Origin of the sequence: Hyphomicrobium sp. GJ21 (assembly GCF_001006785.1) — a bacterium.
Taxonomy (GTDB): domain Bacteria; phylum Pseudomonadota; class Alphaproteobacteria; order Rhizobiales; family Hyphomicrobiaceae; genus Hyphomicrobium_B.
This window is the reverse complement of record NZ_CDHO01000003.1, coordinates 1,498,227-1,520,618: the sequence shown is the minus strand read 5'-3', so window position 1 is coordinate 1,520,618 and position 22,392 is coordinate 1,498,227. Positions and strand designations below refer to the sequence as shown.

Genomic DNA, 22,392 nt, shown 5'->3' with positions numbered 1-22,392 from the left:
CTCAGTCATGTTTGGTCTGGTATCGTCGGCCTTACGTCGCGTATGTAATGGAAAAGTTTGCGGGCCTTAAGGACTTGCGCATCCCAAACGGAGACACCCGATGGACACTAACGAGTCGCCCATGCGGATCGTTGTTGCGGACGATCACGCTCTGGTGCGTGGCGGCGTCGGTATTCTGATCAAGATTTTGTATCCCGACACCCAGCTCGTCGAGTGCAATAGCTACGAAAAGACGATTTCGGCGCTGACGTCCAACGAAGATGTCGATTTGCTCCTCCTCGATTTGCTTATGCCTGGCATGGAGTCCATCGCCAGCGTTCGGCACATTTGCTCCACGTGGCCCGATCTTCCCGTCATTGTGGTGTCCGTTCGAGAGGATGCACAAACAATTCGCGAGGCCTTGCGAGCCGGCGCGATGGGCTACATTCCGAAAACGTCCGCTCCTGAAGTCGCGATCAACGCAATCCGCCTCGTTCTTTCCGGCGGCATCTATGTCCCGCCCGACGTTCTTCAATTGACTGGAAGCGACATCGCCTCTGCAGATACGGAGGCTTCAGCAGGGGGCGAGCAGGGCCGGCGCTCGGTTCGCGAACTTCATGGCCTGACGAACCGGCAGGAAGACGTCATGAACCTGATTTCGGAAGGGCGCTCCAACAAGGAGATTGCCTCTCAACTCAACCTGACGACGGGAACCGTCAAAATGCATCTTTCGAGGATCTACAAAATTCTCGGCGCCAAAAGTCGAACCGACGCAATCGCCAAGTATTCGCGGCGCGGCTCGCAAATCGCCAAAGACGCCACCTGAATCGCCGGTCTCTCGTAATGGTGGACGCCCCTCAAATGCAGCTCTCAGCAAGCGCCCGCTGCCAGCCTCTCCAGCACAAGAGCAAGTCCTAGTCTGAATGATGAGATATATTCGGCTTCAAGAATGGACTGAGCACGCACATCAGCGCTGCGACGGCCACTAGAAGCCACATCGCAATCTGAAAGTTGCCGTTAAGGTCTCTCAGGCGACCGACGAGAAGGGGCCCGGTCGCTGCAACGATATAAGCGACCATCATCACAAAGGCATTCCAGGAGTTGGCCTCTTCAACGCTCCTCGTATTATCGAGCGGCAGCGTCATTGCCAGTGTGAACGCCCCACCAAGACCAATTGCGCAGACTGCTATAAAGAGAAACGGTGCCAGGTCGGGCACGACTGCGAGCGGAACCAATCCGGCCATCGCAAACAGCCCGCAGCCTGCAAGCCACGCTCGCCGATCAAGCGACTTGCTGAGCCATCCAAAGATTGGATTGGCCGCCATGAAGATCACGAGAAACGTCGCGAGGATGAAACCCGCTGTCGTCGTTGAAAATCCAATTTCAACGTACACAGACGTTATCCAGGAGAGTAGCGAGTAGAAGAGAAAGTTGATGCAGGCGAAATAGAGCGCAATTCCCCAGGCTTTGCCGTTTTTGATCGGAAGCCGCATCACCGCAGTTTGTTTTCGCTCCGCCACGGCGTTGCGCCGCTCGCTCATGACGACTGCTAGCCAAGCGATGATGGCGAATAGCCCGAAGATACTCCATATTCCCGACGCCACGCGCCAACCACTCTCCGCGTTGGTTGCAATGGGACCGGTTATCGCGGCGGAAAGCGAGCTGCCGAACGACAGCGCCGTCGCGTATATGCCCGTCACGAATGCGGCACGCGCCGGAAAATATTCCTTTATGAATCCCGCCACGAGCGCTCCGGCAATGGCTATTCCGATCCCCACACCTACTGTGGTCATCAAAAGTTCGGATGCGGCCGTCGAGAATGCTCGGGCGAAAATTGAAAGAGCGAGTAAGACAAGCGCCGTTAGAAGAACGGGATTTCGACCGAAGCGCCGCGCCAGCCAAGGCGTCGGCAATGCCAAAAGCCCCATGAGGACGTCAGGGATCGAAACCAGAAGCGATGCGGTGGCGTGCGAAAGCTGAAACTCGTCAATGATCGAGGGAAGGATCGGCCCGACAGAAACAATGCCGGGGCGAAGACTCATCGCAACGATGACGATCGCTGCAATTGCCAATATGCCGCCAACAGCCGGACCGCCACCCGGCAGTTTCCGCGAGCCGGATTGAGGTCTGGATTTGGGTGTTTCAACATCGAGGCTCGACACGTCGATCCTTTCCAGCGTCTGTCGCGGCTGAATCTGCTCCTGCACGAGCTAGAAAAACGCACAGGCTCGGTAAAACGCACAGGCTCGGTGGCCACCTTCGCGGCGAGAGCATGCGACGGGAAGCAAGTGCGCCTCCCGTCGCCCCCTCTGGCTATTCCGCAGCCTCGGCTACGGAAATCTGCGCGCGTCCCTCGGCTTCGCGAAGCGCCGCTTCCGCAAGCTCGATGTAGTTTCGCGTCAACGGAACGGCATCTATCCGGCGTGCGAGTTGGAGTTGGAAAATGACCAAACCCCCATGACGAAATCCCGTTTCGCAGGCCGCAAGATAGAACTCCCACAGGCGACAGAAGCGTTCGTCATAAAGCTTTGCAGCCTCCGTGCGGCGTGCATTGAATCGCTCGCGCCACGCCTTCAATGTTTCTGCGTAGTGGATGCGCAAGACCTCGATGTCCGTCATAACCAGACCAGCGCGTTCGACAGCGGGCATGATTTCCGATAGCGCTGGCACGTAACTGCCCGGGAAGATGTAGCGTTTTATCCAGGCGTTGGTCGGGCTCGGACCGTCAAGGCGGCCGATCGTATGGAGAAGCATCACTCCATTGTCAGCAAGAAGCTCACGAGCGTGCGAGAAGAATTTATCGTAGTCGGGCAGGCCGACGTGCTCGAACATGCCCACGGACACGATGCGGTCGAAACGTTCCGTCACATCGCGATAATCCTGGAACCGGAATTCAATTCGCTTCTCGAGACCTTGCGCCTTGGAGCGATGCCGTGACGCCTCAAGCTGTTCCTTGGAAAGCGTGATGCCGGTGACATGAGCTTGGCAGCACTTGGCGAGATAAAGCGCCATTCCGCCCCAGCCGCATCCGATGTCGAGAACGCGCTGATTCGGAGTCAATCTCAGCTTTGCAGCGATGTGGCGCTTCTTGGCGAGCTGCGCCTCTTCGATGTCCGCGCCATCGCTCTCGAAATAGGCGCAGGAATATTGCTGATCACTGTCGAGGAAAAGCCGATATAGCCGGCCGTCCAAATCATAGTGATGCCCGACGTTCTGGGTAGATCGCTTCGGATCGTTGGACTTTTGCAGCCATAAAAGGAGCCTGCGTCGCTGAGAATACAGCGGCAGAAAACTGGGAGCGCCCCAGCCGATATTGCGGCTTATAATATCGAGAAAACCGTATACCGATCCCTTGCTGACCTGTATGCGGTCGTCGACGAACAACTCACCGAGCGCGAGCGTGGGGTGAAGGATCAGCCGCCAGAGCGCCCTCTTATCAACAATTCTGATGCCGATCTTTTCGCCGGTCCCATCGCCCAGCGCGAGACTGCGGCCGCTCGGCAGGGCGATTTCCAGATTTCCAGAGCGAATAAATCGGGCGATTACTGAGCTGAACAGGAGTTCGATCATGGGGACGCGATCTCCCTGTCTTTGAGATCACGCTCCGCTTTTGCCGACGTCTGTGGCTGGCGGCGCTGAACCGCACACAGAATTGCTTCGCAAGAACCCGGTTTGCTCATACGCCCCCCTTGGAGTGCCGTTTATTGCGAGAACCCAAGCCTCAGATAGAGCGTTCGGCTCTCATATATCTTTAGTTATATATCTATTGATACCATTTGGGACTACAAATCTCAAGAAGGTCAATACTTTTGGCAATAACCTGCGATCTGGAATTTAATTATTGCAATGCATCAATCTCATTCGATTGATTGGTTTTAGATTTCCGTGGGCGGCGATCTATTTTCGCTGCAATGCGGAATTCAATCGCGGGTCGAGCAGCGATGTTTTTGGCTTTTGCCCTCGCTCGCCGCGCCCTGCGGCTTGTGCCAGCCTGCGTGCGCTGTCTCGACGAAGGTCTATCCCGGCGCGTCGGACGTAGTTCGTTGCGGGCTTGTGTCGTGATCGTCGTGGTCGGCGCAGAGGCGCCACTGACGACCGCCGGGCTTGACGAAAAGCCCACTGTCGAACGGCTATTTCCAACGGGAGCAAACACCCACGCGCCGCTTTCGAACAGCGTACGACACGGCGAACGCTGACGCGTTCAACCTTGTTTGTTCGAGAAAACTAAAAGGGAAGGGCAAATGGTGCCCAGGGCCGGAATTGAACCAGCGACACTGCGATTTTCAGTCGCATGCTCTACCAACTGAGCTACCTGGGCTTGCCTCCGCGGCCAGGGGCCCATGCGAAGTCCGGCCCTTATAGAGAGGCGTTTGCGTTGATGCAAGCGCGACGAAAACGCGTTGCCCGGCTTTATTCTTCGTCGCTCCCCGGCCCCGTGTCTCCACCCCGTGGCCGATCGCCGTCGCCCTCGTCCTCTTCGCGGCCAGGCACCGCGTAGGCACCGCCGAGCCATTTGGCGAGATCGATGTCGGCGCAGCGTTTCGAGCAGAAGGGTCGATAGGCTTCGGCCGCCGGTTTACGGCAGATCGGGCAGCGCACGGGCTTGCTGGCGGGTTCGGAAGACGGGCACATAGGATCAGACCGCTCAGGCGCGATCGACTTCGGCGTATCGCAGCCAATTATACTGGATCGGAAACTTCTCCGAATTGAGCAAGGCGACGACCTCGGTCAGCGGCAGGCCGACGACGTTGGTATAAGACCCGATCAGGCGCTGCACGAAACAGCCGGCGAGGCCCTGAATGGCGTACCCACCGGCTTTGCCGCGCCACTCGCGCGAGGCGATATAGGATTCCAGTTCCGCGCGGCTGATGTAACGGAAGCGGACGCGGGTATCGACGATCTTCGTGCGAACACGGTCGTCCGGCGTGATGAGGCAGACGCACGTCTGCACCTTATGCGTGCGACCCGACAAGAGTTGTAGCGACGCCATCGCCTCTTCGACGTGCGCCGGCTTCATCAGAATCTTGCGGCCCATGGCGACGACCGTATCGGCGGCGAGCACGTAGGAATCGGCGAGGTCGGGGTCGTTGGCGATCTGATTGCGCGCGACTTCGGCTTTGGCTTTCGCCAGGCGGGTGACAAGCGCGCGAGGCATTTCTCCACGACGTGCGCTTTCGTCGATCGAGGCGGGACGGAGCGCGTCCGGCGTTACCCCGATCTGCGCGAGAAGCGTGACCCGGCGAGGACTGGCACTGGCGAGAACGAGCCTTGGCCGCTCGATCTCAGCCTTCGAGGACGCCCGTTCGCGCGCCATCGATCGCCGCAACGTTTCCCGGCTAGGAGCGTCGGAACGGGCGAAGCCGGGAAGAAGGGCGGATTTCAGCGAAGACATCATGAGTGGCCTGCAAGGGTGCGAAGCGTCTCGACACCAGAAAATAAGGGCGGACAATGGGCAAGCCGCAGACTTTTAGCAAGGCCCCGGTGCGTTGCGAGCAACCGGAAAACAGGGCATGAATAGCGCCGCACAATCGAGCGGCTATGGTAAGCGACAATGGCTCTGAAACCCGACCCAGCCGGCCTGCTTGCTCGAACCCCACTGTTCGCTGGGCTGGACGAAGCGAGCCGCAAGGCCGTTGCTGGCGAATTGCGTGAAGCGTCCTACGAGCCTGGGCAAGTCATATTCTCGCGCGGCGATGCGGGTTCCGATCTTCACATTGTGAGCAAAGGGCGCATCCGGCTTTCAGTTCTGACATCGGACGGCCGCGAGCTTTCCTTCGCACATGTGGAGACGCCGTCGATTTTCGGCGAGCTTGCAATTTTTGACGGACGTTCGCGTTCGGCCGATGCAACGGCTGTGAACAAAGTCGAGACGCTGCTGCTTTCAAAGTCGGCGTTTCTTCGCCTGCTCGAGTCGCATCCATCGGTCGGCGAGGCGGCTGTACGTTTTCTCGCCGGCAGGCTGCGCGACGCGGACGAGCAGCTCGAAGCCATCGCGCTGCACCCGATCGAGGCGCGGCTGGCGCGGTTCTTCCTGGCGTCCGTCCGGCAGAAAGACCCTTCCGGGAAGTCCGAGAAAGTGACGCTGGCTCTGCCGATTTCGCAAAGCGAGCTGGCGCTTTTGGTCGGCGCGAGCCGTCCCAAAGTCAACGCCGCGCTGCAGCTTCTCGAGTCGGAAGGGGCCATCGAGCGACGGGGACAGCAAGTCATCTGCGATATTGCGGCGTTGAGCGGCATCGGCCGTCTTGATGACAAAGACTAGCGGCAGACGATCTCCGCAGCTTCCGGATCCCATCGCATGACGATCGCCGATCGAGATAATCAACGAGGCGGGCAACGCAGCTGGCTGCAAGGCTGCGTTGTCTTGCTCAAGCAAATCGTACGCCCGGTCAAAGCGATGTTCGGCGCGATCGCGTGCATCGGGATCAAGGACTATCCTCCCGACACTCAGCGGCGGCTGAAGATCGTCAATGTGTTTTCGTTTCTCGTCGTCGTCACGACCTTCATCTACGCGATCCAGCTTTGGATGTCGGGCGACGAAACGATGATGCCCGTCGTCTTCATCAATCTCGCCCTCGCCGTCATTCTGTCGTTCGTGCCGCTGATGCACAGGTTCAACGAGATGGCGGGCGGACTGCTGCTGGTCATCGCAGAATTCTCCGCGCTCATCGGGTTTACGTCCTACTTTGGACGGTTGGGCGGCGCGCCGCTGCAATACGTCGTGGCGGCAGCGGCGCCTTTCGTGATTTTCGAAGCACGGCGGTTCTGGCTCGTCTTCGTGATCGTGGTGACGGCCCTGGTGCTGCATCTCATCGCCTGGTTCCAGTTTCCGATGGAAGCCGCGCGGCTGCACGCCGATCAGAAGGTCATCGATTCCCTTTACGTGCAGGGTGCGATCACGACGTTCGGGCTGATCGCTGCGTGCGTCTATTATGCGTTCGGCCTCGTCGAGACGGCTAAGGCGGAAACCGAAACGGTTCTGCGAAACATCCTTCCCGACGCCATTGTAGAACGCCTCAAGATGGCTCCGGGGCAGACGATCGCAGACGGATTTTCCGAAGCTTCCGTTCTGTTCGCGGATATCAGCGGGTTTGTGCGATTGGCGCGGGGGCTCGGCCCGGAAAAAACCGTTGCGCTCTTGAACCGCCTCGTCACCGCCTTCGACGAACTGGCGCAGCAGCACGGCGTCGAAAAGATCAAGACGATCGGCGACGCGTACATGGTTGCCTCGGGCGTGCCGGTCCCGCGCCCAGATCATGCGCAGGCGTTGGCCGCGATGGCGCTGGATCTCGTCGCAACCGTGCGCACGATCGCGGCGGATGAAAACATCGATCTCAACGTCCGGATCGGCATCGCCGCGGGTCCGATGACGGCTGGCATCATCGGCAAGAACAAGTTCAGCTACGACGTTTGGGGCGATCCGGTGAACATGGCGAGCCGTCTCGAGCAATCGAGCGAGGTCGGGCGCATCACGATTTGTCCTACGTGCTACGCCGCTCTCAAAGAGAGCTTTATTCTTCGGCCGCGTGGGCTGATCGACATCAAAGGCGTGGGGAAACAGGAAGCGTGGTTTCTCGACGGCCGGCGCGAGCCGAGCCTAACCCTTCCAGTGTAGCGAGCAGACGAGCGTAAACAGCCTGCGGGCGGTGTCGTCGTCGACGATGATTTTGGGCAGAAGTTTATCGCGCAGCAGGACGCTGCCTTCGTCGTGCAGACCGCGGCGGCTGACGTCAATGGCCTGGATGCGCGCGGGCGGCGCAGTTTTGACGGCTTCGTAGTAGGATTCGCAGACCATGAAGTAATCCTTCATGATGCGCTTCAGCGGCGTCAACGCGATCGCGTGCTCGAAATTCTGCTCGCTGCTCGCCGCGGCGACGTTCATTTGCAGGCGGTCGTCGACGATCGACAGATGCAGCTTGTACGGGCCGTCGTCCACGTCTTCGACGCGGAACGTATTGCCGTCCAGGATATCGAAAATAGCGACTTCGCGCTCATGCTCGGCATTTGCGTTCGCACGGCCGAGCGACTTCGTGTCGAGCGTAATTTCCGCTAAACGATCACGACCCCCAGCGCTGCTCACGGTTTGATCCATTCTGCCTCAAGTCGATTTGGCGAGCCGAATTTCAACAGATCTGCGATGGCCTTCCAGTCCTTCGGCGCGAGCCAGCGTCATGGCTGCAGGAGCCAGCGCGGACAATGCCGCGTCATCCAACTTCAGTATCGACGTGCGCTTCATGAAATCGAGCACGCCAAGGCCCGACGAGAACCGCGCGCTCCGGGCGGTCGGAAGGACGTGATTTGAGCCGGAAACGTAATCGCCGATGACTTCGGGCGTGACGCGTCCGATGAAAATCGCGCCGGCGTTCCGAATGCTTTGCGAAAGATCTTCCGCATTCTCCGTTGCGATTTCCAAGTGCTCGGCGGCGACACGATCTGCCAGCGCCGGAGCTTCATCGAGTGAATTCAAAACGATGGTCGCACCGAAAGCGTTCCAGCTCTCGCCCGCGATATTTCCGCGCGAAAGCGTTTGCAGCTGGCGCGCGACGGCCTGCTCGACGGCGGTCGCGAAATCTTCGTCGTCCGTCATGAGGATCGACTGCGCGGCCGTGTCGTGCTCCGCCTGCGCGAGCAAATCGGCGGCAATCCATTCGGGATCGTTGTTGCGGTCGGCGATGACGAGAACTTCGGACGGGCCTGCGATCGAGTCGATGCCGACGATGCCGAACACCTGGCGCTTGGCGGCCGCGACGTAGGCGTTGCCGGGTCCGACGATCTTGACGACCGGACGGATCGTCTCGGTGCCGTAGGCGAGCGCGGCGACGGCCTGTGCGCCGCCGATACGATAGATCTCGGACACGCCGGAAATTTTTGCCGCTGCCAACACGAGCGGATTGAGTTCGCCTGCGGGCGAGGGAACGACCATCACAACGCGGGGCACGCCTGCAACCTTCGCCGGCACGGCGTTCATCAGCACCGAGCTGGGATAGGACGCGAGACCGCCCGGCACATAGAGGCCGGCCGATTCCACAGCCGTCCAACGGTGGCCGAGCTCGACGCCGACATTGTCACGATAGCGATCATCGGAGGGAATCTGTCGCTCGTGATGATCGGAGATGCGGTCGTGTGCGAAGTGCAGGGCGTCGAGGGTTTCCTTCGAGCACTCGCGAACGGCTGCGTCGACCTCGGCGGCCGTCACGGCGACGCCCGTCTTTTTGAGATCGAGCCGATCGAACTTCAGGGTGAGGTCCGCCAGTCCATCATCGCCGCGCGAGCGAACTTCGGCGATGATGTCTCTCACGGCGTTATCGACGTCGACGGAGACTTCGCGCTTTTGCGAGAGCAGTTCCGTGAACTGCCGCTCGAAATTCTTATCGGCGCTCTTCAGCCGCATCGGCATGAGCACTATCCCTCAGAGCATTACGGCCTAACCCGTCAGCCTGCGTCGTCTGGGTGCTCCGGCGAGTGTTTCGTGGCCCAAGCCGCCCCGAGATCCTTCAACTCGACCTCGACGCATTCGACGTGCAGCCGAATGGCCGCCGCGCCGGAAAAAGTCAACGTGACATCGCCTTCCGGGGTCTCCGTGCCACCGGTTGGCTCGAATGTTATTGCCAGCAAAGCTAACGCCGCGCGCCTATCCTTAAGGTCAATTCCCTGCAGCTTGGCGCTCAAGACCCGTTCGAAGCGAATGCCGGAGCGGCGGCGCTCGAAGCTCTCGGACGCTTTGCCCTTCGATGGCGCCTTGGCCAGCTCGCCCCAATCGAAGCGATTGGCGATGGCCACGAAACGCTTCTCGGCCGGTAAATACGTCATTTCGCCAATGCGCAGCACGGCATCCTGCAGGTGTGCCGAGACGACGTTCAGATCTTCCGCGTCGAGAGCAATGAGCTTGAGGTCGGACATCGAGGCTGACAATCTCCCGGCGAGCGCCTGAAAAACCATGCTATCCGGCCGAGTGTTATCGGGCGGGCGCGGCTCGTGCAACATCGTCCCGGATTGCGGGGATGCGTCTCTCAGTCAGCCACTCGCCAGGCGCTCGATGTTGGCGCCGCAGCGGCTCAATTTCTGTTCCAGTTGCTCGAAGCCGCGATCCAGGTGGTAAACGCGATTGATCATCGTCTCGCCTTCGCCCGCGAGCCCGGCAATAACCAGCGACGCCGACGCCCGGAGATCGGTCGCCATGACCGGCGCGCCCTTCAGCGTCGTGACGCCGTTGATCGTCGCCGTATCGCCGTGGAGCTGGATGTCGGCTCCCAGACGCGCCAGCTCCTGCACGTGCATGAAGCGGTTTTCGAAGATGTTCTCGCGAATGACGCTCGTTCCGGAGGCCAACGCCAGCAGCGCCATCAACTGAGCCTGAAGATCGGTCGGGAAGCCCGGAAACGGCTGCGTCTCGACGGAGACTGGCTTGATGTCGCCGCCGTTGCGCTTGACGCGGATGCCGGTAGTGGTCGACTCGACGGTCGCTCCGGTCTCGACAAGAACGTCGAGGGCTGCCTGCAGATCTTCGGCGCGGGCCCCTTCGAGCACCACGTCGCCGCCGGTTGCAGCAACAGCCATTGCGAAGGTGCCGGTTTCGATGCGATCGGGAAGGACGGTGTGGACGGCGCCTTCAAGACGATCTCGCCCTTGGATCCTGAGCGTCGACGTGCCGATGCCTTCAATCTTGACGCCCATCTTTACAAGGCAGCTCGCGACGTCGCCGATTTCAGGCTCGCGCGCAGCGTTCTCGATGAGCGTTTCGCCTTTCGCCAAAGCGGCGGCGAGCAGGACGTTGAGTGTCGCGCCGACCGAAACTTTCGGAAACACGATATGCGCGCCGTGCAGTCCCTTCGGAGCCCGCGCGATGACGTAGCCGGCGTCGATGTCGATCTCGGCGCCCAGCGCCTTCAGCCCCGCCAGATGCAAATCGACGGGGCGGGTTCCGATCGCGCAGCCGCCCGGTAGCGACACCTTCGCGACCCGCATGCGTGCGATCAGCGGACCCAGCACCCAGAAGCTGGCGCGCATCCGCGACACCATTTCATAAGGGGCGGTCGTATCGACGATATCGCGCGCCGTCAGATGGAACGTCTCGCCGAGATGCATCGCCGTCCCCGGGCGCTTGCCATCGACGGCGAGGTCAACGCCATGGTTGCGAAGGATGCGCACCAGCAGATTGACGTCGGCGAGGTTCGGGACATTTTTAAGCGTCAGCCGATCTTCGGTCAGCATGCTGGCGATAAGCAGCGGCAGGGCCGCATTCTTGGCGCCGGAAATCGGGATCGTGCCGCGAAGAGCCTGACCGCCGGTAATCCTGATCCGATCCATTAAATGCCTTCTGGCTCCATGTGTGACGCGTCGCCATGCGCGGCGACTGAGATTCGCGTCGATGCCCCAGTCGCTGATACTGGCTTCGCGGCTGATCCCGCAAGGAGTTTTGCCGACGGTTGCGCGAGACGCACAGGTCGGCCTCGAGAATCACTCGTCAGCGACGCCGGTCTTGTCGTCTGACCGGCCGCGCGCGGCTTCCTTGCGGCGTTTCAGGTTTGTCCGGAGCACCTCGGCAAGACGCTCCGCCCGGGCGTCTTTGCGTGACGGCTGCGGGGCTTTTTCCTTTGAATTCCGTTCGGTCATGCGCGTTCTTGGCTTGTCCTCTGCGGCTTCTTGGCGGCCTTCTCAGCGGTTTCTGGGGATCGCTGATGCAGCGCCACATCTGCTGCGACATCGTCTCGGGCAGCTTGGCTTTCGGTCTTGCCCCCCGTCAAGCCTTGTGGCAGTGTCCGCCCCGCCTGCCCAGCGGGCACCACGCGCGTCGGTTCAACGGCGCGCTGCTTTTTTCTTGGGCGCCGGTTGCGGCACCCAAAAGCCAAACAGGCTGCCGTAGCTCAGTGGTAGAGCACTCCCTTGGTAAGGGAGAGGTCGAGAGTTCAATCCCCTCCGGCAGCACCATCACTCCGTAGCAGACCGTACTGTTATCCTTGAAAAATCCACGTTTTCAACACGTCCGAGGCTTCGCACCTCGGCAAATTTAGGCGTGGAATTAGTAGTAAAACCCTCAAGGACGTGACATGGCCCGCCCGCAAAAGCCGCTCGAGCCCATAAATCTCTACGGCTACTGGTACCTGATACGCTACACGCCCAAACAGTTTGCCAACGTCGACAGTCGGAGGCTCATCCGGCACTCAACGGGCATTGCCGTCGTAGATGATCCGCGCGGCACTCGCGCCCGCATCGCCATCCGCACAATGGATGAAAACCTCCACCGCTCGTGGCGAGACAAGCTCAGTGGGAAGCCCGGTCCTCAACACGTCAACGAACAGCTTGCCAAGATGACCGCCCTCCGCCTCGGCATCCCCGCCCTTCGCGAAGATGAAGTCATCGAGCTGCCCGTTGACGACCTCATGGCCCGTCTCGCCCACCTCAACGAGAACCCACAAACGGCCGCCGATGAACTTGTCGCTAAGGTCGTCGCTGGATTCACTGCGGGCCCGCAACAGGTCCTGCTGTCGAACCTCGTTGATCGCGCCGAACATCACCTCTCCTCAGCGCACCACAGGAAGTCACCAGCGCAACGTAAGAAATGGCGCCAGGACAGGGACACGACCATCACCACCTTCATCAAGGTCCTTGGCGGCGACAAGCCGATTGCAGACCTGCAACGCGCCGACATCCTTCAGCTCAGAAACTATTGGCAAAACCGCGTCACCTCGGAAGGGATAACGGTTCACACCGCCAACAAGAACATCATGCAGATCTCGGCAATGTATAACCTCGTCAACGACATCGAAGATCTCCGCCTCCCCCGTGTATTCGACAAGGCGAACCTCATCGACCGCGGATCAAGCGACAAGAAGCGCATCCCCTATGCAGCCGAGTACATCCAGAACACGCTCCTCAACCCGGCCACCCTGCGCGAGCTCAACCAAGACTGCCGCGACCTCATCTACGTCATCACAGAGACGGGAGCCCGGCTGTCAGAAGTGGTCAACCTCGACCGGCAGGACATCCACCTCGACGCGCCCATTCCCTACATCAACATCGTGGACCGGGACCGAGAACTCAAATCGCTGAAATCACGCAGATGCTTGCCGCTTGTCGGGGTGGCCCTTGTCGCGATGCGCCGTCACCCTGACGGATTTGCCCGCTACAAGCAGAAGGAAAATGCCGTATCGGCCAACATCAATAAGTTCCTGACCAACCATAATCTGCGCCCGGCCGGAAAGCTGCACAGCCTCTATTCCCTCCGCCACAGCCTCAAAGACAGGCTGCAGAAGGTCAACTGCGATTACGAAACCCGCGAAAACATCATGGGCCATGAAATCGAGGGCATCGAATACGGACTGGGCGCGGACCTCGAGACCATGCACCACTGGCTCGCCAAGATCGCCTTCAGGGTTCCGGATGGGATTTGACGCTTGGAGCTTCAGCTACAAAGGCCAGATCGCCCTAACCGCCCACTTTGCCTAAAGGGTTTTCGACGCCAGGAAGGCGCGCGCCCGTCCGCCCACGTCGGTTTTCCTGGCCTCCGCAACGGCGGCTTCGATCACTTCATAAAGCCGGGAATATTCCGGGCCAAATTTCACGATATGGCGGGCAAGGGCGAGTTGCGCCTTTTCCAAGGCTTCAAGCGGATAAGAACTACGGAAATCCTTTCTCATGCGCCAATAACGCCGCAGAGATATCGCGGAGGCAAATGACGAATTCAGCATCCGGGAATTGTCGGGAGAGCGCCGGAGCTCTCAGGATTCAATTCCTTGTGATATGCAGGGCCAGCACTTTCAATCCTCGATAATGCTATCCGCCCAGGCACTTTCTTCCGTAGATATCCGTATGGCTTTCAGCCATTTCGATACGTCATGGCGGCTGTAGAGAACGCGGGCACCACCCTTGGCATCGGGCCGATGGTAGGCCGGCCCCTTTTTCTTGCTCCGCCAATCCTCAAGCGTCTTGCGCTTGGTCCGCAATACCACCGCCAATTCCTCGGTGGTCATAAAAAGGGGCATTTCGCCCAATTGCTGCAGCGTCGCTTCCAGCTTCAATTGTTTGAGCACCGAAAGATTCATCTCCACAACGCCCGCGCATTTTGATAAATGATTTCGAATTCATTCATGGAGTAGGCTGATGGCCAATCCCGAAGTGACGCGACTTACGCTCGACATCGACGCCAGGGCAAAGAACCTCAAGGCGCTGCACGACGGCTTGGTCAAACACCTCCTCGCCATCGGCGGCGACAAGGACACCGCCCTGTACCTCATCTCCGACGCGGAGGAGTATGGACTGGAACGCGCGCTTGGAGTCCTAGCTGATCAGCCAGCCGCTTTTGGGCTCGATGCCGCACCAGGTCCCGCCGACACGGCCAAACTGACGACGGCGCTCAAGGCCATTGAAAGCGGCACACTCGAACTCGACAAGATCATCCGCCAACGCGACCATCTCCTCGCTGCGGACAACCCCAAGCATCCGCTGACGTTTCATTACCTGGGGCGGCTTTTCAACTTCAGCAGCGCGCGCGGCGAAGTCACCTACCTCGACAACGGAGAGAAGGTCAAAATGAAACCGGTCGGCCTGTCGAGCCGCGAAAAGCTGCTCCGCGACCGCGACCGCGACAGGTGAACGGTCCGCCTCTTCGATCCGACATCATGCTCACAATGCCTCAGCCCCGTTCGCGCTCCCTGCGTCGAAGAACGTAGCGGATTGCGCGCTTCAGACGGGGAAGGCGGCGTTCGAAGTACGCTTTGTGGGCTCTGAATTCGGCGTGATAGTCTTTGTAAGCCTCCTCGCGGAGGGCAACGTCAAGGTCCTTGAGAGCGGCCTTGCATGTGATCACATCCCGTTCCAGCCAGAACTTGAGTTTATCCGACAGCCTTTTGAAGGGGAACGCATCCTCCTCGGCCATTCCGGATCAAATCGGGTTCATTTCGCAATCATAGCGCAGTTGGCGGCAGCGGAGGAGCAGAGACATGCCAAACCGCACTGTGGAATTTTCAGGGCGCCGCCCTTCCACGACATCGGTGTCAAACTGAACCAAAGCCTGTTGGGCTTTTGCCACCTGTTGCGCCCAATACGAAACAGCCGCTTTGTCGATCGCTGGAGCACGCGGGAGCATAGCGCGGGCACTGGTGGGCCATGGGGCTAAGCGTTCGGCGTCATGAGACATGTGCATAGTGTTGCCTCCTCGCCGCGCGGGGTCAATAAGCGCAGAGCAATTTATTTCTGCTTGGCGAATGTCAGGGAACAGGGACGGCCCTGTCGCGCCTCTTATAAAATTGGCATAAAGAAAATTCCGGTCCTCGTGACAGGGTGACGATTTCGGTGGACGTTCACGCCATGAGCACCGAAACCTTCATCACCACCGTCGAAGAAACCTATGGCCAACTCCGCCTCAAGGCCGCAGCGATGTCCGCTGCGGTCAAAGGCATGGAGGGCGCCGAGGCCGACGTCGCCGTCATGATCCTCTCCGACGTGGAGCGCTCCATCGCGTTCCTCGAAGACGTGCTTGCCTGCTTCGCGACTCCGGCCACCGCCGTGCCCTCCAAGCCCAACCTGCTCAACTAGGGCGGCAGGCCGGGAAGGGGCGGGCAGGGGGTCGGGGGATCAAGCGGACGGCGGGAGGGAAGGGGCCCTTCCTTGTGACCGCCCGTGGGGCGCGAGGAGAGCCCCGCTCATCAGGCAAACCCACCCAACCAATGAAAGCCACGACCATGCAGACCTACATCGCCGCCACCCAATCCAACAAATTCCGCGTTGTCGACCAGCGCCTCTTTGAATTCTGGTGCGGGACTCGGGGCCTTGCCTTCACCATCCACGGCGAAGGGTCGGAGGCACGTTATTCGCTGACCGCCGACCGCCCCCACATGACCGGCTGGCCGACCTTCCTCAAGGCGGCGGGTGGCGACCTCGACATCGCCGCCGAACTCGCGCCGCTCATCCACCCCCACGACATCGCGGTGCTGTTTGAAAGCTCCGGTTACCCCGGCACCTATGCCGGTGGTTTCGCAAAGGCGGTGCACCCCGATGGCCGCACGGTGACGCTGGCGCTCACCGACATCTATGCCAAGGCCGCTACCGTGTTCCGGCAAGCAGCGGCGCCGCAAGTCTAACGAGGCTAGCCACGTTGTAAGGTCTTTCATCGGCGTGTTAGAGCCCATTACCTTCACAGCTCAATCCGCTTTTGAACTCCCATGCGCAAGACCATCGATAAAGGGACGGCTGCTATGGCGCAGCTCAATTGCGCCATCCGCCTTTGGCTCAACGAGGACGACCTTTGTTCGGTGCAGACCTTGGCCTGGTCAGCGCGAACGGTCCTGCGCGATTTATTGAAGGCCAAGATCGGCATCTACCGCGACCGCTTTGGCGACTTCGGCCTTGACCGTGAGACAGCCAACTTCCTCAAACACGCGGACCGCGATCCCTACAGCCGCATCTTGGAAATCGATCCGCTCATCCCCGAATTCGTGATGTACGACGCCATTCGCCTCGCCGATGACCTCGAGATTCCCCGGTCCAGGGAGACAAAGGTCGCTATGGAAGTCATCTGCATGAAGCACCGCATGGGCATTTTTACTCCGAGCCGTCACGAAGAAGAGGAGGAGCATGAAGAGCGTCGCCGGGAAGAATCCCGATACGAGGACCTCTCCGAAGAAGAACGCGAGGAACACCACGCGTGGGTAGAGCACGAAGACAAAATACGCCACAGCGCCTGGATGAACATCGGCCGTCTCCGGCTCGCCGACGAGATGCCATTTTAGACGGCTCCGACGTCGTCAGTTGCTGGTTGGGGTTTGCGCCTTTTCGGCCTTCCCCAACATGACCTTGCGAACCATCGCATCAATGGTAGGCCCGGGCAATTTCCCTCCACTCGCGATAACCGATTTGGCGACAGCCTCCACCGCAGACCAGGTGGCCTCGTCATCCAGCATCCGCACTGCCTTCAGCCAACCCTGCTCCATCACGACGTCCTCTTCTCTTATTTTGGCCTCATCATCGGACTTGGCCTCGACCAGCTTCGAGACTTGGATCTGATTTCTTGCCATTCCCGCATCTCCGTACTGTCGCTTAAGAGCTTCCGCCATGTCCCACCCCTGCAGTTTTGAATTGGCTGCAGGCCCCGCGAGAATGATGGCGAGATTGTCGAGGAGCATTCTCCACTTCTTGGTTTTGGTGTCCACGGGATGAAACTTGAAAAGCTTTCCCCTGATAATGCCTCCGGCGCCACTCGGCCCGGCCTGATCAAGGTCGATGCCCTCCTCATCCACTCCTGCACCCAAGCGCACTCCGATAACGGCGTGGGCCGCCTCGTGATGGGCGAGGATTTCTCGAAAGGTCAAGGTGGTCATCGTGGGCAATTCCGCAACAGGGGGTTGAGGGAGGCGTACAGGATGTATGCGTGCTGATGAAATTGCCAGCAGGCTGTCTTGCCGTACGGCCAGCATGCCGGGTTTAAAATGCCAGCATGCTTCTCAGAGTGGAATCAAGCGACGACGGGGAGGTGCGGGTCTACACCTCGCGCCACGCGTCGGTCGTCGGCTACTTCGCCGATGACGGCGAGGGCGGCGCCGTCTTCCGGATGGATGCCGGCGAGCTGGCCTTCCCCAACCTCATCACAACCTCCGCGTACATGTCGGTGCGGGAGCTATCGCTTCGGGAAGCCGGTGCCCGCCTCCATCTGGAGCCTCATGAGGTGGAAGGCCAGCCCTTCGATCGCATTCTCGCGGTCGCCGACCCGACGCCCCGCTACCGCGACCACTGGAGTGGGCGGTCGAGGACACGGCTCCCCATCAAACGGCCCACCCGTTAATCTACCGAGCGCTCCTGACTGATACCGACATCTCCGGTGTAAAACCGAATACAACGCCTTCCTGTTGCGTCCCAGCGGCAATAAAAGTCGCTCATTGGCCATTAAATCTTCGGGGGCTCGGGGGCAGACAGCCCCCGTTATTCTAGAGCCCATTCCTTGTTCATCTTGGCTTCAATTGTGCCCACGGTGTATGCGCCGTGTATTTACCACAAAGAAGTCGCACCGTATACCGTGATGACTGGGAGCAAGCAATGTTTTAGGGCCCTGACCGGGCCCAAAAACAGACGGGCATTCGGCCTGCGGCCTCAAGCCCTTTGCTTGTCCCCTCAACGCCGGGGAGGGCTCGACATCTATGCCTGCCAAGGGGCATGCGAAGGCAAATCCGCTTGTTCATCGGATGAAGGTCAACTTCTCCGAGGCGGATGCCGCGCGCCTTGCCGGCGAGGCGAGGAAACGCGGCCTCAAGCGCGTCAACCCCGAGTTGCTGAGAACATTGGTCATGGAGGGGCTCGACCGGCGGGCGCGGTCGATGCCGCAGGTCATTTCTGAGCCGAAGATGCATGTGGCGCTGCCCGAGGATACCGGGGCCACACTCAAGGTGTGGGCGAAGCCGAAGTTCTCGGCCGCCGAAAACGCCGAGATCGAGCGCAAGGCTTTCGACTGCGGCGAGACCCGCGCCGATTACATGCGCAAGGTCGTGCTCGCCGACATCACCGGAAAGCCAAAGCCCGCGCCGAAAATCAAGCACGCGGTGAAAGTGATCGCGGCCCTGGCCCAGGTCTGCTTCCAGATCAAGAAGCTGGGCACCAACGTCAACCAGCTCGCGCACCAGGCCAACGCCGGCATGGTGGCGGTGACGCGCCGCGAAGTCGAATACCTCATGAACCAACACCAGGTCGTGCTGTCGAAGGCCGTCGCCATCCTGGAATCCTTTGCCCCATGATCGGCAAAGTGGCGGCGAAGGGCGGCCGCGGATTCCGCGGCGCCATCAACTACCTCTTGCGGGGACGCAAGGGCGATGAGGACCCCGAACGTGTCGCCTGGTCTGACACCCGCAATCTTTTGACCGCCGACCCAGACCTCGCGCCGATGCAAATGCGGGCGTTGGCGGCCATGGCGCGCAAATCGCGCAAGCCCCTTTATCACGTCGTCCTGTCCTGGCACCGCGATGAGGCGCCAACGGATGACCTGATGCGGCTCGTTGCCGACACGACGCTGGCGGACCTTGGGCTTTCCGACCACCAGGCCGCGTTGGTGGCGCACAAGAACACCAACCACCGCCACCTGCACATCATCGTCAACAAGGTCCATCCCGAAACGCTGAAAAGCTGGTCGACGTCCAACGACTACAAGCGCATCGAGCTGTCGATCGCGCGCCAGGCGTTGGAGCACGGCATGACGATGGTGCCGGGGCGCTTCAACAGCCCCGAGCAGATTGCAAAAACGTCACGTCGGGTGAAAGACGGGGAATTTCAGAGGGATTATCGCCACGGGCGGCCTGACCCGCTGCCCCACTATTCGATCAGCCAGATTCACGCACTCCGCGAGCTGCTATCGTCGGCTTTCGTTGAAGCCACGGACTGGGACCACTTGGCTAACATGTTGGCGAGCGAAGCCGTCACGTTACAGCGCAAGGGGCAGGGCCTGATCCTCGCCGGTGCTGATGGTTTCATGAAACTTTCCGACCTTGGCAAGCAGGTCCGTCTACGTGGGCTTGAGGACCGGTTCGGCGAAACCTTTGCCAACTACGACAAGCGCCGTGACCCGGTCGCCCTCGTGCTTGAGCCTGAAGAGGTCAAAGGCCGGCACACACCCTCACACCGCGCCGAAAGACTGCGGCCGGAGAATTTCAACAAGGACGACCGCAAGGACAAGGACGCCAAAGGCCCGACCACGTCCGATGACGAGGACAGCGCCACCACCGCCGACGCTGACCTTGCCGAAGTTGAGCGCCTGCGGGCTTTGGAACGCCTGAAGCGTATTGCCCGGGCCGAGGCCGCACGCGAAGCCCGCCGCGCGGCGGAGACCACCGACGACACGGCGGCACGGCGCAAGAGCGGTGCTGAGAACGCCAACTCGACAAGCAGTGGCGGATCAGCGGGGACGTCTCCGCGCAGGGCGGCCTTTGAAGACCTCGCCGGATCCCGCGCCGGCCACGACATCGCGAAGAAAATGCACGCCGCAGGCCTCATCACCGATGCCCAGCTTGCCCGCTCTGCCGCCGAGGTGAAGCGACTTGAAGATGATTTGCGCCAACACCTGACACTCGCCGAGCAGCTCGAGAACGACCTCTACGACGCGCTCAAGGAGACCAAAGAGGCACAACCGCCGCCGACCCCGAAACCAAAGCCGACCAAGCGAAGGAAGCGCGACAAGGACCGAGATCGCTAACCCCAGAGTGAGACGATGACCGACCCCGTCAAGCGCGACATCACCCCCGGAATGACACTCCATGGCGTGCGCAGGGACAAAACAAAGGGGAACAATTGGGCGCAGTACACCGTCGGCGAACCCTTGAAATCGGCCGATAACCGGGGCGAAGGCGGCGCGGGCTACCTGCACCGGCTGCTCCCGCGCTCGAAGCCGCGCCTCGTCGGCAAGTTCTACAAATCCTCGACGCGCACAAGGCTGCAGCGAGACAGGGAGTATGCGCAGCGGTTGATCTACCTCGTATTCAACCGCCACATCCTGTTGCACGACCTCCCCTTTGTCGCGTGGCCGCGACGCTGCCTCTTCCTCCACAAACCACAGACACCGCAGGAAATGCGCAGCGCGCTCATTGGCATCACCATGGCCGAGCTTGCCGACACGAGGCCGCTCTCCGCCTACCTCGGCAACCCCGACTACCGCGATGTTATGACCCCGACGTTGGCGGCGAAGATTGGCGTCACCATCGCCCAGCAGCTTGCCCTGATGCATGCCCACCCCTGGCGCTTTGTCTTGGGGGACTTCAGCGCCAACAACATCCACATCCACGCCGATCTCAAAAAGGTCACCTTCATCGACGCCGACAGTTACCAGTTCACGGGAACGGCCAAGGGCGAAACCCACCTCTTTTTCAACGGCAACGTCACTCCACACTATGAATCCCCTGACATGGACGCCATGCGCAAGGCCGGCGAATTCAAGACCTCGCACGACGATTTCCTTCTCGCCATCAACCTCTATTACCTGCTGCTCGCCGGCTTCAAGGTGCCACGGCACCCGTTTGAGGCGCGCGATTCCACCCACGGCGAACTGATCCGCAAACGCATATTCCCGGTCGACAACCCCAAGACCTATGCGCAGCCCCAGAGCGTGGTCGATGCCTACCGCTGCCTACCCGAGCCCGTGCGCAAGGCCTTCACCCGCACCTTCTCGACGCCGAGCGTCGTCACCGCCAGCGAATGGGCCGCCATCCTCAAGAACACCGCTGTCATCCGCGAGCTTGCCTATGCCTCATGAGGCCGAAGACCTCTTTGACCTGGCGTTTTCGGAGGACAAGCCCCCGCGCCCTCATCCAAAACCTGCGCCCGCACCGGCGCCTCCTTCCAAGCCCAAAGACAAGGTCCCTGAACGGCCGCTGTCGATCGCCGACGCCTGGCAGCCGTCGCCAAACCTTTTCGAGGACACGCTTTCGGACGACTTCGTCGTCGATGATGAAGCGACGAAGCCGGCACCTCATCCGAGGTCAGAGAAGGACCCTGGCGCTCTGCCTCCGGCGCCGAGGCCCGCACCCCGGCCGCTGATCTCCTTCGACATTCCACCGGCCCTCTACGTGGTGGCTGCGCTGGTAATGCTCGGCGCCATTTTTGTCATCAACCTGCAATCGCGGCCTTTGCCTGCACAGATCCAATCCCCTGTTGTCGAGAGTCCCGCTCCACCTAAGCCGCTGCCCGCGACGGCAAAACCAGAACGCGCCGCTGTTCCCAATCCGGCTTCCCAGCACCCTGTCAGGCAAGCCGTGGCGACGCCAGCCTTCGTCCCCGAAGCATGGCAGAGCTTTCAATGGCCGCCTACGGCAACGCAAGAGATGCCAATCCCAACCAAGCCACCCGACACCGCTCCGCCCGCGCGGCCGCCACGCGCGCCCTCTCAAGCCGCACTCTGGCGGACGTGGAGAAGACAACTGTCGGCGTGGGGTTTCGCCGCCGCGGCCGACCACGGTGGACGCCCGAGCGCCCAGCTCGAAGAATTGGGCCGCTTCCTTTTCGCCCCGACAGCAAACGACGACTCCGCGGCGGACGTCATGGCGGCCGCCCGCGTGGTGCTCCGGCAGGCGGTCGACACCTTTCCCTTCTCACCCGAGGACAGGCCTCCCGCGTGGGTCACGCTCGCGATGAGCCACCACCAAGTCGCTTTGCGGCGCGCCGTCGCGGACCATCTCGGCTCGACGATGCACTTCGGCGGCGTCGCCAACCTCTCGGCGGGGATGCCAGTCAACGTCTACCTCGGCAGCAACCCCGACATCGACGTGATGCAGATCCTGTCCTTTTCAAATCCCTGCGCAACCTACCGGCTCTACTTCGCCTGGGGCCGGCTCAAGCACCAGTTCACCAACCGCGCCTGCCGCTCAGGAGGTCGGCCGGAGGATTGGGTCTGGTCCAACGCGCCGCCGGCAGAGATGGCGAACGCGCCCCACCCGTATCAACCCAACTGAT

The 22,392-nt window shown here is 60.6% G+C and carries 26 protein-coding genes and 2 tRNA genes; 14 read left to right on the top strand and 14 right to left on the bottom strand.

Annotated features, from left to right (window positions below; translation table 11 throughout):
* Positions 1–100 precede the first annotated feature (100 nt).
* Complete coding sequence (locus tag HYPGJ_RS15640) at positions 101–805, top strand: response regulator transcription factor (protein WP_046847941.1); 705 nt, start codon at positions 101–103, stop codon at positions 803–805.
* 88 nt (positions 806–893) lie between these two features.
* Here HYPGJ_RS15640 and HYPGJ_RS15635 read toward each other — a convergent pair whose 3' ends face one another.
* The 5 genes from HYPGJ_RS15635 to HYPGJ_RS15615 all read right to left on the bottom strand — a co-directional run bounded on the left by HYPGJ_RS15635 (position 894) and on the right by HYPGJ_RS15615 (position 5,293).
* Positions 894–2,141: an MFS transporter gene (locus tag HYPGJ_RS15635; RefSeq protein WP_200185741.1), complete on the bottom strand. Its 1,248-nt coding sequence runs from the start codon at positions 2,139–2,141 to the stop codon at positions 894–896.
* Between the two features lie 151 nt (positions 2,142–2,292).
* Positions 2,293–3,549 carry a cyclopropane-fatty-acyl-phospholipid synthase family protein gene (locus HYPGJ_RS15630; RefSeq protein ID WP_083984152.1) on the bottom strand — a complete coding sequence of 419 codons (1,257 nt, stop codon included), beginning with the start codon at positions 3,547–3,549 and terminating at the stop codon, positions 2,293–2,295.
* Positions 3,550–4,221: 672 nt separating this feature from the next.
* Positions 4,222–4,297: transfer RNA gene (locus HYPGJ_RS15625), tRNA-Phe, on the bottom strand.
* A 92-nt stretch (positions 4,298–4,389) separates the two neighbouring features.
* Entirely contained in the window at positions 4,390–4,611 is a 222-nt protein-coding gene (gene yacG / locus HYPGJ_RS15620) for a DNA gyrase inhibitor YacG (protein WP_046847940.1), read from the bottom strand.
* Between the two features lie 13 nt (positions 4,612–4,624).
* Positions 4,625–5,293, bottom strand: a complete 669-nt coding sequence (locus HYPGJ_RS15615; protein WP_046848471.1) for a Maf family nucleotide pyrophosphatase — start codon at positions 5,291–5,293, stop codon at positions 4,625–4,627.
* A gap of 237 nt (positions 5,294–5,530) precedes the next feature.
* Here HYPGJ_RS15615 and HYPGJ_RS15610 point away from each other — a divergent pair, with 237 nt between their 5' ends.
* Together HYPGJ_RS15610 and HYPGJ_RS15605 are read left to right on the top strand one after the other, a co-directional pair.
* Positions 5,531–6,238: a Crp/Fnr family transcriptional regulator gene (locus HYPGJ_RS15610; RefSeq protein WP_052750934.1), complete on the top strand. Its 708-nt coding sequence runs from the start codon at positions 5,531–5,533 to the stop codon at positions 6,236–6,238.
* 36 nt (positions 6,239–6,274) lie between these two features.
* Positions 6,275–7,591 (top strand): adenylate/guanylate cyclase domain-containing protein, encoded by a 1,317-nt coding sequence (locus HYPGJ_RS15605; protein ID WP_046847939.1) that lies wholly within the window; start codon positions 6,275–6,277, stop codon positions 7,589–7,591.
* Here the strand turns inward: HYPGJ_RS15605 and HYPGJ_RS15600 are convergent.
* The 5 genes from HYPGJ_RS15600 to HYPGJ_RS19370 all read right to left on the bottom strand — a co-directional run bounded on the left by HYPGJ_RS15600 (position 7,574) and on the right by HYPGJ_RS19370 (position 11,589).
* The gene (locus tag HYPGJ_RS15600) at positions 7,574–8,068 is read right to left on the bottom strand and encodes a UPF0262 family protein (protein ID WP_046847938.1); all 495 of its coding nucleotides are present in this window, start codon (positions 8,066–8,068) and stop codon (positions 7,574–7,576) included. The two genes, HYPGJ_RS15605 and HYPGJ_RS15600, sit on opposite strands and share 18 nt — an antisense overlap.
* A gap of 6 nt (positions 8,069–8,074) precedes the next feature.
* Positions 8,075–9,373, bottom strand: a complete 1,299-nt coding sequence (gene hisD, locus HYPGJ_RS15595) for a histidinol dehydrogenase (RefSeq protein WP_046847937.1) — start codon at positions 9,371–9,373, stop codon at positions 8,075–8,077.
* Between the two features lie 35 nt (positions 9,374–9,408).
* A complete protein-coding gene (locus HYPGJ_RS15590) occupies positions 9,409–9,876 on the bottom strand; it encodes a DUF2948 family protein (RefSeq protein ID WP_046847936.1) in 468 nt (155 codons plus the stop codon).
* Positions 9,877–9,990: 114 nt separating this feature from the next.
* Positions 9,991–11,283, bottom strand: a complete 1,293-nt coding sequence (murA, locus tag HYPGJ_RS15585) for a UDP-N-acetylglucosamine 1-carboxyvinyltransferase (protein ID WP_046847935.1) — start codon at positions 11,281–11,283, stop codon at positions 9,991–9,993.
* 150 nt (positions 11,284–11,433) lie between these two features.
* Entirely contained in the window at positions 11,434–11,589 is a 156-nt protein-coding gene (locus HYPGJ_RS19370; RefSeq protein WP_200185739.1) for a hypothetical protein, read from the bottom strand.
* A gap of 240 nt (positions 11,590–11,829) precedes the next feature.
* Here HYPGJ_RS19370 and HYPGJ_RS15580 point away from each other — a divergent pair.
* Positions 11,830–11,904 (top strand) — tRNA-Thr (locus tag HYPGJ_RS15580).
* Between the two features lie 119 nt (positions 11,905–12,023).
* Entirely contained in the window at positions 12,024–13,367 is a 1,344-nt protein-coding gene (locus HYPGJ_RS15575; protein ID WP_046847934.1) for a tyrosine-type recombinase/integrase, read from the top strand.
* A 51-nt stretch (positions 13,368–13,418) separates the two neighbouring features.
* Here the strand turns inward: HYPGJ_RS15575 and HYPGJ_RS15570 are convergent, their stop codons facing one another.
* A complete protein-coding gene (locus tag HYPGJ_RS15570) occupies positions 13,419–13,613 on the bottom strand; it encodes a hypothetical protein (protein ID WP_143440546.1) in 195 nt (64 codons plus the stop codon).
* Positions 13,614–13,733: 120 nt separating this feature from the next.
* A complete protein-coding gene (locus tag HYPGJ_RS15565; protein ID WP_046847932.1) occupies positions 13,734–14,018 on the bottom strand; it encodes a helix-turn-helix domain-containing protein in 285 nt (94 codons plus the stop codon).
* A gap of 58 nt (positions 14,019–14,076) precedes the next feature.
* Here HYPGJ_RS15565 and HYPGJ_RS15560 point away from each other — a divergent pair, with 58 nt between their 5' ends.
* A complete protein-coding gene (locus HYPGJ_RS15560) occupies positions 14,077–14,568 on the top strand; it encodes a hypothetical protein (RefSeq protein WP_046847931.1) in 492 nt (163 codons plus the stop codon).
* Between the two features lie 40 nt (positions 14,569–14,608).
* Here HYPGJ_RS15560 and HYPGJ_RS15555 read toward each other — a convergent pair whose 3' ends face one another.
* Positions 14,609–14,851, bottom strand: a complete 243-nt coding sequence (locus HYPGJ_RS15555) for a hypothetical protein (RefSeq protein WP_046847930.1) — start codon at positions 14,849–14,851, stop codon at positions 14,609–14,611.
* 431 nt (positions 14,852–15,282) lie between these two features.
* On the opposite strand from HYPGJ_RS15555, the gene HYPGJ_RS15545 reads away from it, so the two are divergent.
* From HYPGJ_RS15545 to HYPGJ_RS15535, 3 genes are all read left to right on the top strand, one after another.
* Positions 15,283–15,510 carry a hypothetical protein gene (locus tag HYPGJ_RS15545; RefSeq protein WP_046847928.1) on the top strand — a complete coding sequence of 76 codons (228 nt, stop codon included), beginning with the start codon at positions 15,283–15,285 and terminating at the stop codon, positions 15,508–15,510.
* Positions 15,511–15,656: 146 nt separating this feature from the next.
* Entirely contained in the window at positions 15,657–16,055 is a 399-nt protein-coding gene (locus HYPGJ_RS15540; protein WP_046847927.1) for a hypothetical protein, read from the top strand.
* An 81-nt stretch (positions 16,056–16,136) separates the two neighbouring features.
* Positions 16,137–16,703, top strand: coding sequence for a hypothetical protein (locus tag HYPGJ_RS15535; protein WP_046847926.1), 567 nt, complete (start codon positions 16,137–16,139; stop codon positions 16,701–16,703).
* A gap of 15 nt (positions 16,704–16,718) precedes the next feature.
* On the opposite strand, the gene HYPGJ_RS15530 is transcribed toward HYPGJ_RS15535, so the two are convergent.
* Positions 16,719–17,291, bottom strand: coding sequence for a hypothetical protein (locus HYPGJ_RS15530; protein WP_046847925.1), 573 nt, complete (start codon positions 17,289–17,291; stop codon positions 16,719–16,721).
* A 116-nt stretch (positions 17,292–17,407) separates the two neighbouring features.
* Between HYPGJ_RS15530 and HYPGJ_RS15525 the strand changes: the two genes are divergently transcribed.
* The 5 genes from HYPGJ_RS15525 (at position 17,408) to HYPGJ_RS19265 (ending at position 22,391) form a co-directional block, all read left to right on the top strand.
* A complete protein-coding gene (locus tag HYPGJ_RS15525; RefSeq protein WP_046847924.1) occupies positions 17,408–17,752 on the top strand; it encodes a hypothetical protein in 345 nt (114 codons plus the stop codon).
* A gap of 352 nt (positions 17,753–18,104) precedes the next feature.
* The gene (gene mobC / locus HYPGJ_RS15520) at positions 18,105–18,695 is read left to right on the top strand and encodes a plasmid mobilization relaxosome protein MobC (protein ID WP_046847923.1); all 591 of its coding nucleotides are present in this window, start codon (positions 18,105–18,107) and stop codon (positions 18,693–18,695) included.
* A complete protein-coding gene (locus tag HYPGJ_RS15515) occupies positions 18,692–20,143 on the top strand; it encodes a relaxase/mobilization nuclease domain-containing protein (protein WP_046847922.1) in 1,452 nt (483 codons plus the stop codon). The genes mobC and HYPGJ_RS15515 overlap by 4 nt, the downstream gene beginning before the upstream one ends.
* A gap of 15 nt (positions 20,144–20,158) precedes the next feature.
* Positions 20,159–21,196 (top strand): hypothetical protein, encoded by a 1,038-nt coding sequence (locus HYPGJ_RS15510; protein WP_046847921.1) that lies wholly within the window; start codon positions 20,159–20,161, stop codon positions 21,194–21,196.
* Entirely contained in the window at positions 21,186–22,391 is a 1,206-nt protein-coding gene (locus tag HYPGJ_RS19265; protein ID WP_052750933.1) for a hypothetical protein, read from the top strand. The genes HYPGJ_RS15510 and HYPGJ_RS19265 overlap by 11 nt, the downstream gene beginning before the upstream one ends.
* Position 22,392 lies beyond the last annotated feature (1 nt).